The sequence below is a fragment of the Mesorhizobium erdmanii USDA 3471 genome (assembly GCF_000472705.1).
Lineage (GTDB): Bacteria > Pseudomonadota > Alphaproteobacteria > Rhizobiales > Rhizobiaceae > Mesorhizobium > Mesorhizobium erdmanii.
Genome location: NZ_AXAE01000012.1, coordinates 284,014 through 298,212 on the forward strand (window position 1 = coordinate 284,014; position 14,199 = coordinate 298,212).

At 62.7% G+C, this 14,199-nt stretch carries 16 protein-coding genes; 13 read left to right on the forward strand and 3 right to left on the reverse strand.

Annotated features, from left to right (window positions below; translation table 11 throughout):
• Positions 1-128: 128 nt before the first annotated feature.
• From A3AU_RS0108770 to A3AU_RS0108815, 9 genes are all read left to right on the forward strand, one after another.
• The gene (locus A3AU_RS0108770; RefSeq protein WP_027052467.1) at positions 129-848 is read left to right on the forward strand and encodes an outer membrane protein; all 720 of its coding nucleotides are present in this window, start codon (positions 129-131) and stop codon (positions 846-848) included.
• A gap of 226 nt (positions 849-1,074) precedes the next feature.
• On the forward strand, positions 1,075-1,896 hold the full coding sequence (locus A3AU_RS0108775; protein WP_027052468.1) for an outer membrane beta-barrel protein: 822 nt from the start codon (positions 1,075-1,077) through the stop codon (positions 1,894-1,896).
• A gap of 165 nt (positions 1,897-2,061) precedes the next feature.
• The gene (locus tag A3AU_RS0108780; protein ID WP_027052469.1) at positions 2,062-2,679 is read left to right on the forward strand and encodes a C39 family peptidase; all 618 of its coding nucleotides are present in this window, start codon (positions 2,062-2,064) and stop codon (positions 2,677-2,679) included.
• 18 nt (positions 2,680-2,697) lie between these two features.
• Positions 2,698-3,777 (forward strand): D-alanine--D-alanine ligase family protein, encoded by a 1,080-nt coding sequence (locus A3AU_RS0108785; protein ID WP_027052470.1) that lies wholly within the window; start codon positions 2,698-2,700, stop codon positions 3,775-3,777.
• Between the two features lie 128 nt (positions 3,778-3,905).
• Entirely contained in the window at positions 3,906-4,478 is a 573-nt protein-coding gene (locus tag A3AU_RS1000000140290) for a helix-turn-helix transcriptional regulator (RefSeq protein ID WP_245235442.1), read from the forward strand.
• Between the two features lie 129 nt (positions 4,479-4,607).
• Positions 4,608-6,584 carry an AI-2E family transporter gene (locus A3AU_RS0108795; protein ID WP_027052472.1) on the forward strand — a complete coding sequence of 659 codons (1,977 nt, stop codon included), beginning with the start codon at positions 4,608-4,610 and terminating at the stop codon, positions 6,582-6,584.
• Positions 6,585-6,655: 71 nt separating this feature from the next.
• Positions 6,656-7,753 carry a YihY/virulence factor BrkB family protein gene (locus A3AU_RS0108800; RefSeq protein ID WP_418001064.1) on the forward strand — a complete coding sequence of 366 codons (1,098 nt, stop codon included), beginning with the start codon at positions 6,656-6,658 and terminating at the stop codon, positions 7,751-7,753.
• A 223-nt stretch (positions 7,754-7,976) separates the two neighbouring features.
• Complete coding sequence (locus A3AU_RS0108805) at positions 7,977-8,507, forward strand: dihydrofolate reductase family protein (protein ID WP_027052474.1); 531 nt, start codon at positions 7,977-7,979, stop codon at positions 8,505-8,507.
• A gap of 550 nt (positions 8,508-9,057) precedes the next feature.
• On the forward strand, positions 9,058-9,675 hold the full coding sequence (locus A3AU_RS0108815; protein ID WP_245235443.1) for a GNAT family N-acetyltransferase: 618 nt from the start codon (positions 9,058-9,060) through the stop codon (positions 9,673-9,675).
• Between the two features lie 44 nt (positions 9,676-9,719).
• Here the strand turns inward: A3AU_RS0108815 and A3AU_RS0108820 are convergent, their stop codons facing one another.
• Positions 9,720-10,721 carry an aldo/keto reductase gene (locus A3AU_RS0108820; RefSeq protein ID WP_027052476.1) on the reverse strand — a complete coding sequence of 334 codons (1,002 nt, stop codon included), beginning with the start codon at positions 10,719-10,721 and terminating at the stop codon, positions 9,720-9,722.
• A 99-nt stretch (positions 10,722-10,820) separates the two neighbouring features.
• Entirely contained in the window at positions 10,821-11,006 is a 186-nt protein-coding gene (locus tag A3AU_RS0108825) for a hypothetical protein (RefSeq protein WP_161633498.1), read from the reverse strand.
• Positions 11,007-11,028: 22 nt separating this feature from the next.
• On the opposite strand from A3AU_RS0108825, the gene A3AU_RS1000000139480 reads away from it, so the two are divergent.
• From A3AU_RS1000000139480 to A3AU_RS0108840, 3 genes are all read left to right on the forward strand, one after another.
• Entirely contained in the window at positions 11,029-11,406 is a 378-nt protein-coding gene (locus A3AU_RS1000000139480) for a hypothetical protein (RefSeq protein WP_027052478.1), read from the forward strand.
• A gap of 310 nt (positions 11,407-11,716) precedes the next feature.
• Entirely contained in the window at positions 11,717-11,962 is a 246-nt protein-coding gene (locus A3AU_RS0108835) for a hypothetical protein (RefSeq protein WP_027052479.1), read from the forward strand.
• A gap of 95 nt (positions 11,963-12,057) precedes the next feature.
• Positions 12,058-13,170, forward strand: a complete 1,113-nt coding sequence (locus A3AU_RS0108840; RefSeq protein WP_154674553.1) for a PAS domain S-box protein — start codon at positions 12,058-12,060, stop codon at positions 13,168-13,170.
• Between the two features lie 49 nt (positions 13,171-13,219).
• Here the strand turns inward: A3AU_RS0108840 and A3AU_RS0108845 are convergent, their stop codons facing one another.
• Positions 13,220-13,426 carry a hypothetical protein gene (locus A3AU_RS0108845; protein ID WP_027052481.1) on the reverse strand — a complete coding sequence of 69 codons (207 nt, stop codon included), beginning with the start codon at positions 13,424-13,426 and terminating at the stop codon, positions 13,220-13,222.
• Positions 13,427-13,654: 228 nt separating this feature from the next.
• Here A3AU_RS0108845 and A3AU_RS1000000139765 point away from each other — a divergent pair, with 228 nt between their 5' ends.
• Positions 13,655-13,810, forward strand: coding sequence for a hypothetical protein (locus tag A3AU_RS1000000139765; RefSeq protein WP_167335223.1), 156 nt, complete (start codon positions 13,655-13,657; stop codon positions 13,808-13,810).
• Positions 13,811-14,199: the final 389 nt, after the last annotated feature.

A 14,199-nucleotide genomic window follows, 5' to 3' on the forward strand; every position in this document is an offset into this window, starting at 1 on the left:
CGGCGCGCCCGGAGACAAGTCCGGTGCGGTCCAGCCCAAGACGCCGGGCAGCGAACAGTGCAACACCACGACGTATCGCTGTGGACGCTCTCCGCGGCGGCGATCATGTCGGGGACCTCGGACAAGCAATGAAAACGTTTCTTCTCGCCGCCGCCTTCCTGCTTGCATCCGCCGGCATGGCTTCAGCCGCTGACGACGGCGCGACCTTGCCTGCCGCCGCCTACAACTGGTCCGGCGCCTATATAGGGGCACAGGCCGGATACGGATGGGGCGAAGCAAGGGTTGGCCAGACTTTCGCGCCTGACAGTTTTGACGGCTACGGCTGGGACTACGGCAGCCTGTCGGGCGGCTTCGGCGGCCTTTATGCCGGCTATATGAAGCAGTTGGACGGCGGCCTGGTCCTGGGCATCGAGGGCGACTACAACTTTGCAAATCGCAAGGATACGACCGTCTATCAGGCGCTGGGGGTCGATGATCCCGGCTTCGGCGGTGTGCTGGAACTGAACGCGATCGGATCCGCTCGGCTGAGGGCGGGCTACGCGATGGATCGGTGGCTTCCCTTCGTCACCGCCGGCGTGGCGGTGACGCACTACAAGCACAGCACTGCCTTCCTTCCGAGCGAAGATGTCTATGCCGATGTCGAGGACACCATCGCGGGCTATGCGCTGGGCGCCGGCGCCGAATATGCCGTCACCGACAATTGGGTGGTCCGGGGCGAATATCGCTTTGCCGATTTCGGCCGCCATGTCTCCATACGCCACTCGACCTTCGATGGGCCCCCCATAAAGCCCGATGCGATCGAATTGCGGACGCATGATATCCGGCTCGGCATCGCCTACAAATTGTGACCGGGACTGTCCCGCCGGCCGGGGGGTCGACCGATGCCGAACGGCCACAGCGGCGCGCCAAGCGCGGCAGCGCATTCCAGGACAATTCGCATGCGGTCCAGCCCAAGACGCGGGACGGCGAACAATGCAACACCCAGGGTTGGGAAGGGCCGGCCGTGGCGGCGGGCCGGTTTAACCGTCATCTTCGACCGGACGTGGGATCCGGGATTCATCTTCGGGGGCTTCAATGCATCGCTTTTCACTCGTCGTCGCGTCGCTGGCCGCCACGACCTCCGCTTTCGCCGCTGACGCCTTGCCGCCGCTCGCCGGCGGGGCGATGACGACGCCGCATATTTCGGGTTACGGCGAACTGTATCTCGGCGGCCTCCGCTTTGTCGGCGACGACTACACGACCCGGGCCGGTGGCGGCGCCGCCCGCGTCAACATTGCCTTTGCCCAGCGCTGGAACCTGCAGGGCGACCTGACCTACAACCGCATATGGGGTCACTATGACCCCCTGGACGACACGCGCGGCGCGATCCATGGCTACTATCGCGATCCCGACACGTTCGCCGCCGGCCTTTTCGTCTCCTACGCATCGATTGGCCAAACCGGCGTGACCGTAAACAACTATGCAATCGGCCCGGAAGCCCAGCTCTATCTCGGCAATCTTACCCTTTACGGCCAGGCCAGCGTCGGCCAGCTCACCATCAACGACTTTCATGGCGACCAGTGGGGCGTGCGCGGCGTGGCGCGCTATTTCGTCCAGAAGAACCTTCGGCTCGATGCGGAGCTCGACTTCAACCAAACAGACTACAACGGCACCAGCGAGCACGTGGTCGGTGCCGCCGTCCAGGCGATGTACCGGTTCGACGAAACGCCATGGGCGGTGTTCGGACGCTACGAATTCGAACAGAGGAAGTTCGAAACGTCCACCGAAGGCATCAAGGCCAATAAGTTCGTCATCGGGCTGCGCGCCAGCTTCGGCAGCGAGACGCTGTTCGACGAAGACCGCAACGGCGCGACAATGGACACCCACGGGGCCGCTTCGGTGATCAACACGAAGTAAGGGGCGAGCGCGGCGGACACAGTCCCGGAGCTTGATCTCTGTCGACGCCGTCCACAAGGACCGGCTAGCCGGAACGCGGCTTCAGGGGAGATCACCCTTCCAAGTGGCTTTTCATTTCTCGTATCCTCGTATACGAGATTGGATTGAGCTGCCTCGAGGAGCCGAATGAGTCCGTTGCCTGAAGCCGTGCCGTTTTTCAGCCAGTGGGAAACGCCCGACATGACGCTGGCGGTGCTCGCGGATGGCGCGGAGGCCGCGCTCAGGCGCGATCCGCTGTGGCGCGGCTCAGGCGCGGAAACGCTGGACGAATACGCGGTCTGGGCCGCCAACATCTGCGGCATGGCGTGCCTGAAAATGATCCTGGCGACGCGCGGCGAGATCGTGCCGACGATCGAACTGGCGAGGCGCTGCAGCGCATATGGCGGCTATGTCGTCAACGACGGGTCGATCAAGGGGCTGATCTACGCGCCTTTCGTCAGCTTCGTGCAGGCGGAATTCGGCCTGCAGGCGCAGGTGATGACCAATGTCGCGACGGCGGACATTCCGGCGATTCTTGGCCGGTCATCCTTCTTCATCGCTTCGGTCAGCAGTTCGATCCGCTGGCCCGAGCGCGAGCCGCCGTCGAAGGGTGGGCATCTGGTGCTGTTGACGGCGGCGTCCGATGACGGTTTTCGCTTTCACAACCCATCCGGCCATACCAGCGCCACACAGACAAACGCAGTGTTGGCGCCTGCCGATTTCGACCGCTTCTTTGCCAATCGCGGCATTGCCGTCACCATTTGATTTTCTTGAGGGGTTTCAATGACCGGGAAGACAAGAGTAGCCATCCTCTATGGCGGGCGCTCGGCCGAGCATGACGTGTCGCGCCTTTCGGCCGCCAATGTGCTGAAGGCGATCGACCGGACGCGCTACGAGGTGGTGCCGATCGCCATTTCCAGGGATGGCAGATGGCGGCTGCAAAAATCGTCCGGGGCTGGCGGCGACGGAGCAGGGGCTCCGGTATCCGAGGATGGCATCGAGGTTGCCCTGTTGCCTGGCGGCAAGGGAAGGCTGGTGGCCGCGCCGCATGACGGTGCGCACACTGACCTGCCGCCGGTCGATGTCGTCTTTCCCGTGCTGCACGGGCCGTTCGGCGAGGACGGTTCGGTGCAAGGCTATGCCGAAATTGCCGATGTCGCCTATGTCGGCTGCGGCATCCTGGCTTCGGCAGCCGCCATGGACAAGGATGTCGCCAAGCGGCTGCTGCGCGAGGCCGGCCTTTCGGTCGCGCGCTCCGTCACCGTGCTTAGAGGCGATGTCGGTTCCTTCCAGGAGGTCGCCGGGGCGCTGGGGCTGCCTTTCTTCGCCAAGCCGGCGCGCCAGGGTTCGTCCTTCGGGGTGAGCAAGGTGAACGACAGGGATGGCTTCGACGAGGCCGTCGAAACGGCCTTGCGCTACGACAGCAAGGCGCTGATCGAGGAATTCGTCGACGGCCGCGAAATCGAGTGTTCAGTGCTGGAGCGGGCCGATGGTTCGCTGACGGTTTCGCTGCCCGGCGAGATCATCCCGGCAGGCAAGCATGGGTTCTACACCTATGAGGCCAAATATCTCGATGCCGACGGCGCGCTGGTCAAGGTGCCCGCCGATGTCCCGGCCGGTGTCGCCGACAGAGCGAAGGAGATGGCAGCGCGGGCTTTCCGGGCGCTCGGCTGCGAGGCCATGGCGCGCGTTGACTTCTTCCTGCGCGCCGACGGTTCGCTGCTGGTCAACGAGGTCAACACGCTGCCCGGCTTCACCGACATTTCCATGTACGCCAAGGCACTGGCGGCGATCGGCATCGGCTATGGCGAGGTGATCGACGCGCTGATCGAGCACGCGCTGGCCAGGCATGCGGCACGCTGAGCGGGCTCCACGTCTCTCGCGCTCTGCTCCTGTTCGGGAACAGAGCATCCTGCAAAGACTTGACTTGAAATTTGCTCCCGTACGGTGTCTGGCCTGCAAATCCTGATCCCGATCGGGGGCAGTCCAGCTTGAATCTCGATCCCAAGCTTGCTATGTTCCCGTCCGGGATCAAGCCTATGCCGAAGACGACCACGCCTGTTCCGACCGCCGCGCCGCCGAGCGCGATCGAAATCGCCCGCCGCGTCGCAGGGTCCGTTCCTCGAATTGCCCATGTCACCGAACAGGGTGACTTGTTCGGGCCGCTGACACCGATTGCTCCGGCTCACGGCGTCTCAAACGAGCACAATGAGGACCTGGAAGACACGCTGACCCTGAATGATGCAAAGCCTGTCGCGGTATCGCCGCGGCGCCGGCTCCCTTCGGCCATGAGCGATGGCGGCGACACCGCAGGGCAATCCACCCCGCAGGTTTCCACAGGGCGCCAGCAGACGAGTACCATAACGTCATCGGCGGATATCGGCCGGCTGGTGCGCGAAGCCCGCAAACGAGGGAATTTCTCGCAACAAAAGTTCGCCGATCTCGCCGGGGTCGGCCGGCGTTTTCTATCTGAGCTGGAGAACGGCAAGCCGACACTCGAACTGGGCAAAGTGCTGAAGGTCGCCAACGCCGCCGGTATTGTGCTCTTCGCCAGGAAGCGCTGAGTGGGTCCTGGCAATCGGGCCGCGCCCGTCCGCATGACACCGACCAAGTCCCGCGAGACATCCCATTGCCGCCAAAGTTGCGCGCCGGCTCAATATATCAGACGATGCTAATCGGCAGGGGAGGCATCAATGGTGGCCAATCGTCGAAACGGCGCTGCGTCGACGCCTCAGGGGCTGGACGATATTCTTTCGCCCGCCGCGCCTCATCCGCGAACCGCCTTGCCCAATGTGGCGACCACCGTAACCACGGTGGCGGCGCTGTATTTCGGGCGCGAAGTGTTCCTGCCGATCGCCATCGCGCTGCTTTTGACCTTCGCGCTGGCGCCGCTCGTCTCGGCGCTCAGACGGGTCGGCATTCCCCGGATCGCCGCCGTTATCGCCAGTGTGTTGGCCGCCTTTGCTGCTCTGGCCTTGTTCAGCTTCATCGTCGCGACCCAGGTCAGCGAACTGGCGCAGAACATTCCGGTCTACCAGACCAACATCCTGGCCAAGATCCGCTCGCTCAAGGAAACCGGCGTTGGCGGCGGGATCATTTCGAGATTGAGTCGCGTGGTCGAGCGCGTCGGCCAGGAGATCGACAGGCAGGACGCCACGTTGCCGGCCGCCACGCCGGACAAGCCGCCGCGCGAGCCGGTGCCGGTCGAGATCGTCTCGCGTGAAAAGCCGCTCGAGGTCCTGCAGAACATCGTCGGTCCGCTGATCAGCCCGCTCGGGTCGGCCGGCCTGATCATCGTCGTCGTCATCTTCATGCTGCTCGAACGGGAGGATCTGCGCGACCGCTTCATCCGGCTTGTCGGCTATGGCGACCTTCACCGCACCACCGAGGCGCTTCGCGACGCGGGAAAAAGGGTCGGCCTCTATCTGCTCATGCAATTGGTGGTCAACATCGTCTACGCCATACCGATCGCCATCGGGCTGTGGGTGCTCGGCATTCCCAATGCCCTGCTGTGGGGGATGCTGGCGCTGGCGCTGCGCTTCGTTCCCTATATCGGCCCGGCCATCGGCATGCTTCTGCCGCTGTTCCTGGCGCTGGCCGTGGCGCCCGGCTGGGCGCTCGTCGCGTGGACGGCCGCTTTGTTCGTGGTGATGGAGCTCATCACCGGCAACGTCGTCGAACCCTGGCTTTACGGGTCGCGAACCGGGCTGTCGCCGCTGGCGATCATCGTCGCGGCGATCTTCTGGACGTGGCTGTGGGGGCCGCTCGGGCTTGTGCTGTCGACGCCGCTCACCGTCTGCCTGGTGGTGCTGGGCAGGCACGTGCCGCAGTTCGAGTTCCTCGACGTGCTGTTCGGCAATGAGCCGGTGCTGGAACCTCACGCACGTCTCTACCAGCGGCTCCTGGCCGGCGACCCGGACGAAGCCACCGATCATGCCGAGGAGATGCTCGAGGAAAAATATCTGGTCGACTTCTACGACAAGGTGGCCATTCCGGCGCTTCTTTTGGGCGAGCGGGACCGCATGCGCGGCGTCATGGGCGATATGCAGAGACGGCAAGTGGCGGCCAGCGCGCTGACGCTGGTGGCCAATCTCGATGAGGATGCGAAGGAGGAAGCGGTCGAGGAGGATGCGCCTGAAGTGAGCGGGGAGGCGGACGAGAACGGCGAGGCCGGCGACGAGGAGGCGGCCGATCTGCCCGACGGCACCGGCCTGTCGGTGCTGTGCGCTGGCGGGCGAGGGGAACTCGACGACGCCGCCGCCGCGATGCTGGCGCAGGTGCTGGAAGTCCAGGGCGCGGCCGCGTCCACGGCTGGCTTTGCCGAGATGGAGCCGTCGAGCATCCGCCGCCTCGACCTCGGGGCGATCGACACCGTGGTGGTCGGCTTCCTCAACCGGGATTCAGTCAAGCACGCCCGCTTCCTGGTTCGCCGGCTGAAGCGCGCGAAAGCGGGGCTGCGGGTGGGCATCGTATTCTGGTCCGAAGCCGGCAACGACGACAGCCAAGCGGCCGCCAGCCTCGCCCATGACATCAACGCGGATTTCGTGGCGCATGGCATGGTCGATGCGGTGACGGGCGCGCTGTCGAAGGAGCAGGCGGTGGCGCTGAAGCTGGTCGCCAAGCGGCGCCGGCCACGGCTGGGGGCGAAGAAGGTGGCGGCGGCGGGGTAGGGAGCAAGCTCGTTCACTTTGGAGCGACAACGTTCGACCGGATAGGGGCGATCGTTCGCAGTTGTCCTGCAATGCAGACGGAACATCGGAAGTTCTGGAGCATTGCTACTGGACGTCACTGGAACCGCCAACTCGTTTCCAACTTGCGGCTTAAAATGCGACTCTCATTGAAGGAGCTATGGGACCTCGTCCGAGAAGCCGTGATCGGCTTTGTCGACGATGACGCCCTTAGTCACGGCGCCGCGATGGCCTTCTACGCCGCCACGTCGCTGGCGCCGGTCCTGCTGATCGTCGTCGCAATCGCTGGTCTGGCGTTCGGTCACGAGGCCGCGCAACTGGCGCTGTCCGCCCAGATTTCGGGTCTAATGGGAGCGGAAAGCGCCGGTCTTCTGCAAACCGCGCTGGAAGGGGCATCCGCCAAGTCATCCGGAACCGTGGCGGCGATCGTCGGCATGGCTACCCTGTTCGTGACCGCCTCCGGCGTGTTTGGTGAAATGCAGCAGTCGCTCAACCGAATATGGAAGGTTGAACCGAAGGGAAGCTCGCTGTCGCGCCTCTTGCGCGCCCGGGCAGCAAGCCTCGGACTCGTGGCCGCACTCGGTTTCATGCTGCTCGTATCCCTGGCGGCAAGCGCGGCGATCTCCGGACTCAGCCAGTTCATCAACGCTCAGTTGCCGTTCGGCACGTTCGTGCTGAGCATAGTCAACACCGCCGTGTCGTTTGTCCTGATCTCCGCGATGTTTGCCGCCATCTACAAAGTCTTGCCGGATAGAACGCTTGAATGGCGGGATGTCGCTATCGGTGCCGCAGTGACCGCTGCCCTGTTCACGATCGGAAAGTCGCTGATCGGCTGGTATCTCGGCACAAGCGCGGTCGCCTCCTCGTATGGCGCCGCCGGCGGGCTCCTGGTGATCCTGCTGTGGGTATATTACTCGTGCGAGATTTTTCTGCTCGGAGCCGAGTTCACTCGCGCATTTTCGATTCGACATGGCAGCAGGTCCGATCTGGGTCGCTTGGTCCCTGACGCCCCAGAAGATGCTGTCACCGAAGACCAGCTGGCATCTCGCACAACACGAAAGAAGGGTGCCGGTGGTGTTTTGGCGGTTGTCGCGACGGCGTGCGCAAGCGCGACGATTACGGCCTTTCTGCTGGGACCTCGCCGACCTTGACCTTATGAGGAGCCGGCAAAGCCAGGCGAATTGAAGTGAGTTGGCTGGGAGGCATGCTGCGTTCGGTCCCATTTTCCTAAGAGCCAATCGCCATGGCTGACCGGCCGTTGCCGCACACTCCAAAAACCCGATTGCAATATCAAATCAGTCGATTTACCTTGAAACTGATTGCATAATGCAATCGGATTTCGCTTGGATACGGCTCAAGGGAAGAGGAATCAGTATGGCCAGGCTTGTCTTCGGAATGAACCAGTCGCTGGACGGCTATGTCGACCATACCGGCTTTGCGCCAGGCCCTGTGCTGTTTCGCCACTTCATCGAGGAGGCGGAGCGGCAGGCGGGCAGTGTGTACGGTCGCCAAATCTATGAGATCATGCGTTACTGGGATGACGATCATGCTGAATGGAAGGCAGATGAGCACGCCTTCGCGGCGGCGTGGCGCAAGCAGCCGAAATGGGTCGTTTCGCGCACGTTGAAATCGGTCGGCCCCAACGCGCGGCTTGTCCAAGGTGATCTGGAGAGCGCGATCCGCGCGCTCAAGGCCGAGCGCGATGGGGATATCGAAGTTGCTGGCCCCGGCCTGGCGCGAAGCCTCACGGACCTTGGTCTGATCGATGAGTATAGGATCTACCTGCATCCCGTCGTGCTTGGTCGCGGCAAGCCGTATTTCGCCGGACCGCGGCCGCCGCTCCGCCTCATGTCTCATGATCGGATTGACGGGGATGTGATCAGGTTGACCTACGTCCCTGCTTGATCCTGGGACTCGCCGGGCAGAGCCGCTCTCGTCGCCTACCCATCCACCATCGCCATGTCCCCTTCTCCATAGCGGGACCCTGAGATTTTTTCCGTCGCGAGCGATTCGTCCAGAGCGACCATTTCGGCGGCGTGGAGACTGCCGGCAACTAGCGATATCGCTGGGTTGACAAGAAACGGCAGCTTCAACACATTCCGGTCGAGGGAAAAAGCGAGGACAATATGAAGAAGACTTATGAAAAGCCGGTCCTGACCAAGCGTCAGAGACTCCCGTCAATCACGGCGCAGCTCGTCCCTATGTCGCCGACGAACAACTAAACCTGATCGTCGCCCAAGGAAATATAATATCGAGCCCGCCGGCTTTAGTCGGCGGGCTCGATGCTTTTAGGACTTTCACTTTGAGGCTCGGCGCGGGTTTGATCGCAGCTCAATCAATCATAGCGACGATTGCTGCGGCGCTCTTCCATCAGGCCCGAGGCGGGGGAATCCATGCTTCGGGCCGACATGCACTAGTCAGTTCGAGAGGTTACCGCCCCATCCCGAATTTGTATGTGACGCGCGCCAGACACGTTGCACTGGCGCAGCCTCAGGTCGATAGTGTTTCCATGGAGGCAGTTCCCAAGCTCACGACACAAAGGCTTGTGCTTCGGGCGCCGAGCGAGCGTGATATCCCGGCATGGTTGGCGCGCGCAACGGATGTCGAATCCGCGTCCCTTGCCGGCGATCCCGTTCCCGACGACATAAGCGCTGGCGAGCGATGGCTCGCCCGTTCGCGTCAGCGTTTCGCCGACGGCAGGGCGATCCAATGGTCGATAGACCGGGTAGGGGTATCTGACGCGATCGGGACGATAACCCTGTCGTTTGGTGCAACCGGCGCCAGGACGGCCGCATTGGGATTTGTCCTGGCGCGTGCGCATTGGGGGCACGGGCTGGGCAGCGAGGCGGCGCGCGAAGTCCTCTGCTACGCTTTTGAGACTCTGGCGCTTGAACAGGTCAAGGCCGAGGCGGCGGCGCGCAATCTCGCTTCGCTGCGGATACTGGCGAAGCTCGGCTTCAAACATGTCGAGAGCTTCATCGATGAGTTCGACGGCGAGCGCTGCGAGCGTTTTGCGCTCGACGTGAACATCGGATCGTCACTGTTGGCGAACAACGCGATGCAAGACCCGTAGGCTTTGAGCCATCCGCCAACAAAGATTGCTTTCGACGGAGTGCGCTAGCGATCCACCATCGCCATGCCGCGCTCATTATAGCGCGGCCCGGAGATCTTTCCTGGAGCCAGCGCCTCGTCGAGTGCCGCCATTTCGGCCGCGTCGAGTTTCAGCGAGGCGGCGGCGACATTCTCTTCCAGATATTGTCTGCGCTTGGTGCCGGGGATCGGCACGATGTCGACGTCAAAACCGGTGCCCTTTTGCAGCAGCCAGGCAAGTGCGACCTGGCCTGGCTTGACGCCTCGCGCCGCCGCGATGTCGCGCACCTTGGCTGCGGCCTCGGCATTGGCGTCGTAGTTTTGGCCCTGGTAGCGTGGGTCGTTGCGGCGGTAGTCGCTCTTGGGATAATCCTCGGCACGCTTGACGTCGCCGGTCAGGAAACCGCGACCGAGCGGCGAGAACGGCACCAGGCCGATGCCGAGTTCCTTGAGCAGTGGGATGATCTCGGGTTCCAGATTGCGCTCCCACAGCGAATATTCGCTTTGCACCGCCGAGACCGGAAAGGCGGCGTGCGCCCGGCGGATGTTGGCGGCGCCTGCCTCCGACAGGCCGAAGAAGCGCACCTTGCCCTCGGCGACCAGCCTGCCGACGGCGCCGGCGACATCCTCCATCGGCACATCAGGGTCGACACGGTGCTGGTAAAGCAGGTCGATATGGTCGGTGGCGAGCCGGCGGAGCGAGGCTTCCACAACCTCGCGGATGTGTTGCGGCCGGCTGTCGACCCCGGTCTGCTTGCCGTTTTCGATGCGGAAGCCGAATTTGGTGGCGATCGTTATCTCGCCGCGCTTGCCCTTCAGCGCCCGGCCCAGCAATGCCTCGTTGGTGTGCGGGCCGTAGACCTCGGCGGTGTCGAAGAAGGTGCAGCCAAGCTCGACGGCGCGGTGCAGCGTGGCGATGGATTCGGACTCGTCGGCGGGACCGTAGGACTGGCTCATGCCCATGCAGCCGAGGCCGATGGCCGAGACTCGCAGTCCCTGGCTGCCGAGCTTGCGTGTTTTCAGGGTCATGGATGAGGTTCTCCGGCGGCGGACTGCAGGGAATATAGCGCCCGCCTGCTCGATTCCCACGACCGATAGCTGACAAATTGGTGATCTTTGGAACCAGGCTCACATATGCGAGGTGATGTCGCGCGCCGCGACTGGCTTGGGTTTATGCGCCGGCAGCTGTCTTGCCGTCTGGTGAGCGACGTGGGGCGCCGTCCTGATCGGTTTCACAGTGGCCGGTGGTTGCGCCTTGCGGCGCTTGAGCCAGTTGGCGGACAGGTCCGCCAGGAGACCACGCAGGTTTTTCACGACATCCTCCTCTGTCAAGACGATGCAGCAATTTCCGAAGACCGGACTCGTTCCACGCCATGAAGGCGAAACCGCACCGGTTGGTTATCTTATCCCGGTTCCAAGCGAGAGCGCCACGCGCTTTTGCAGGGAAAACCGCTGCACGCTTTACCTGGAATCAGGAGTGAGGCCGGTTACGAAAGTCTGGGCCGGAATCGGCGGCGAGCCCGCTTTCCAGCAGGCACGATCCGCCCAGGCCGTCGAATTCGATCGCCGCGCCAAGCGCTTGGGCAGCGTTCAGAACCAGATGTTCGACGTCTTCCAGAGCGACATTCTCGGCCAGATTGGAGACTCTGACCTGTTCGGCTATCGCGGTGATGTTGACTATACCTACCGTCTCGAAGGCCGTGTGAACCGCTGATGACACGTCATTGCGCAATTGCTCGGAAAATTGGTACCGCATGAAAACCTCCCAAAAGGTCCGATTTTTCGTTGAGTTTGCACCATGCGCCCAATGGTCGGTCATGGCAAGCGCATAATTAGAAAAAATCAAAATAAATCAATAAGTTAGCATAGACATGCAAACGTGCTATCGGCGCTTTATGCGCATCATGGGCGTAATGCGCGGGTTACACGTCGACCACACTTGACGCGTTCTGGGGCTCTGCCTCATTATTAGTCGAGTTAGACATAGTCTAACTCGATGCGTTTTGGCCCGATTGCGAGGAAACATGGCCGAACTGGAGCGTCCGCAACGCCTGCAGATCATGCTGACGACGGAGGAACTGATGGCGCTGGAGAACTGGCGCTATGACAAGCGCATGCCCAGCCGGTCGGCGGCCGTGCGGGAATTGCTTCGGCGCGGCCTTGCCGCGGAAGGCTTCCTGACGGCCGAACAAGGCCTCAAATCGCAGAGTTTCGGCGTCATCAATGGCGTCAGCGAGAACCGCGGTTCTGCCGACGATACATCGGATTGAGGTGTTGCCTGCCGGATGCCTGAACCCGGGGCTTTCGCCTTGCCTCGATCCGCCTTCGCGCTATCTGAATGACGATGAAGGAATTGCGGGCGCCGATGGCTGACGAGGGGAACGACACCAGGCAGGATGCAACCGTCGATGCGCGGCTCGCGGCGATAGTCGATTCCTCCTTCGATGCCATTATCAGCAAGGATCTGAACAGCATCATCAAGAGCTGGAACCAGGCGGCCGAGCGCATGTTTGGCTACAGCGCCGAGGAAGCCATCGGCCAATCTATTCTCATGCTCATTCCCGACCACCTCAAGGGCGAGGAGGTGGAAATCATCAGCCGCGTCCGCAGCGGCGATCGCGTGGCGAGCTACGAGACAACACGAAGGCGCAAGGACGGCGTGCTGATTGCCGTCTCGCTGACGGTGTCACCGATCAAGAACGCCGATGGCGACATCGTCGGCGCCTCGAAGATCGCCCGCGACATTTCCGCCATCAAGGAGAGCGAGCGCAGGATCAGGCTCTTGATGCGGGAGGTCAACCATCGGGTCAAGAACCAGTTCGCGGTCATCCTGTCGATGGTCAGGGAGACGAGCAAGCGCTCCAGCGACCCGCGCGAATTCGAGGAACTGATCCGCGCCCGCATCATGGCGCTGTCGCGCTCGCACGATCTGCTCGTCACCTCGGAGTGGGCGGGAGCGAGCTTGTTCGACCTGATCCAGGAACATTTGAAGCCGTTTGGCCGAGAGGGGCAGATCCTGCTGTCCGGCCCGGTGCTGACATTGCAGTCGAACGCGGTGCAGGCCCTCGGCATGGCGTTCCACGAACTCGGCACCAATTCGTCCAAATATGGCGCGCTGGGCAGCGAAGGCGGACGAGTCGAGATCACCTGGACCATAGGCGCGGGCACTCAAGTCTCCTCCAGCGCCCGGGGCGCTGCTGCTTCGGCCGAGCGCGAATTCCAGTTGCTCTGGAAGGAGATATCGACGCCTCCCCAAGGCGACAGGGGCGATGAGATTTCGCGCCCCGACGATACGCGCAAGGGCTTCGGCACCGTTGTCCTGCAGCGGGTGGCGCCGCAGTCGCTCGGCGGCTCCGCCGAGCTGGAACGCTCGCCCGGCTATCTCAGCTGGCGGCTCAGCGCGCCGCTGGCAGCGATCATCGTGCCGCAAGCCAGCGCCGAAGCCGAGGACGCCGCCGCGCTGGGCTTCGGCATCTAGCGTTTCGTCAGGTCCCGGGAAAACCGTCTCACGCTTTTCTGTGATTGCCTCAGAGGATGTTGGTCGTCACCTCGACGATGATGGCGGCGCCGTCCAATGTGCCGTCCGGGACATGCACCACGCGCGACACCCGCAGATCCTGCGGACTTCCGTCTACCGAAAGCGAAACGCTTTCCCCGATCCGCGGCACCGCCTGGAAAACAGCGTCGGTGGCGTCCGGCCGGTTGTCGATGGATATGCGGCAGTTGACGGTCATGAGAAGTCTCCTGTGCTGGCCATGCCCGGAGTTCAACGCAGGGTCGATGAAATGGTTTCAGGATGACCGGTTCACTGGCGCGGCGCAAAGGGGCAAAGGGCTGCGGCCCCGCTGGTCTGGAAATCAGCGCGCCGGGGCTTGACCAGCCGGGGTCGAGAGCCGGCTGACAATCACATGCATATTTGCTAATATATAGAAGCATGCAAACGAGGGAGATAACGGCCATCAATGACTGAAAAGCCGGCCACAACCTACGTGGTGAGCGTCTTTGAAAAATCCAGATGGCGTACGGTCCTGACCACGACGGACAAAACCAAGGCCTTGGCGCTCGCGAAAGAGATCGGCGACAAGGTGCGGGTGGACGAGATCATACCGAAGCCTTGAGGCGTCGAAGACGCCAGCCACGGATGAGCAGGGAACATCAGGCGGCGCCGCGAGTTGGTTTTGCGGCAGGGGTTCCAACGCTCCGGCAAGTCCCGCGATCCCTAGGGGCGCCCGCCGCCGCCGTGAATGGGGCGGCGGGTCTCTCACCAAGGTGATCACACCATATTGCAATTGGATAAAGTAACGGAACGTCCAATGCACGATACCGGAACCAACGCGGTTACGTCGGACCTTTGTCGGAGGACGGTAGGACCTTGGTCCCGATGGGAATAGCCCGCCACAGGAGCGACCCGCGGCGGGCTTTCGGAGTGGCTACATCCCGAAGGAATCGACCGCTTGTGGCCGTACTGTGAACCCGATGACCGCGTTAGCCTATGGTGTGATCGCGG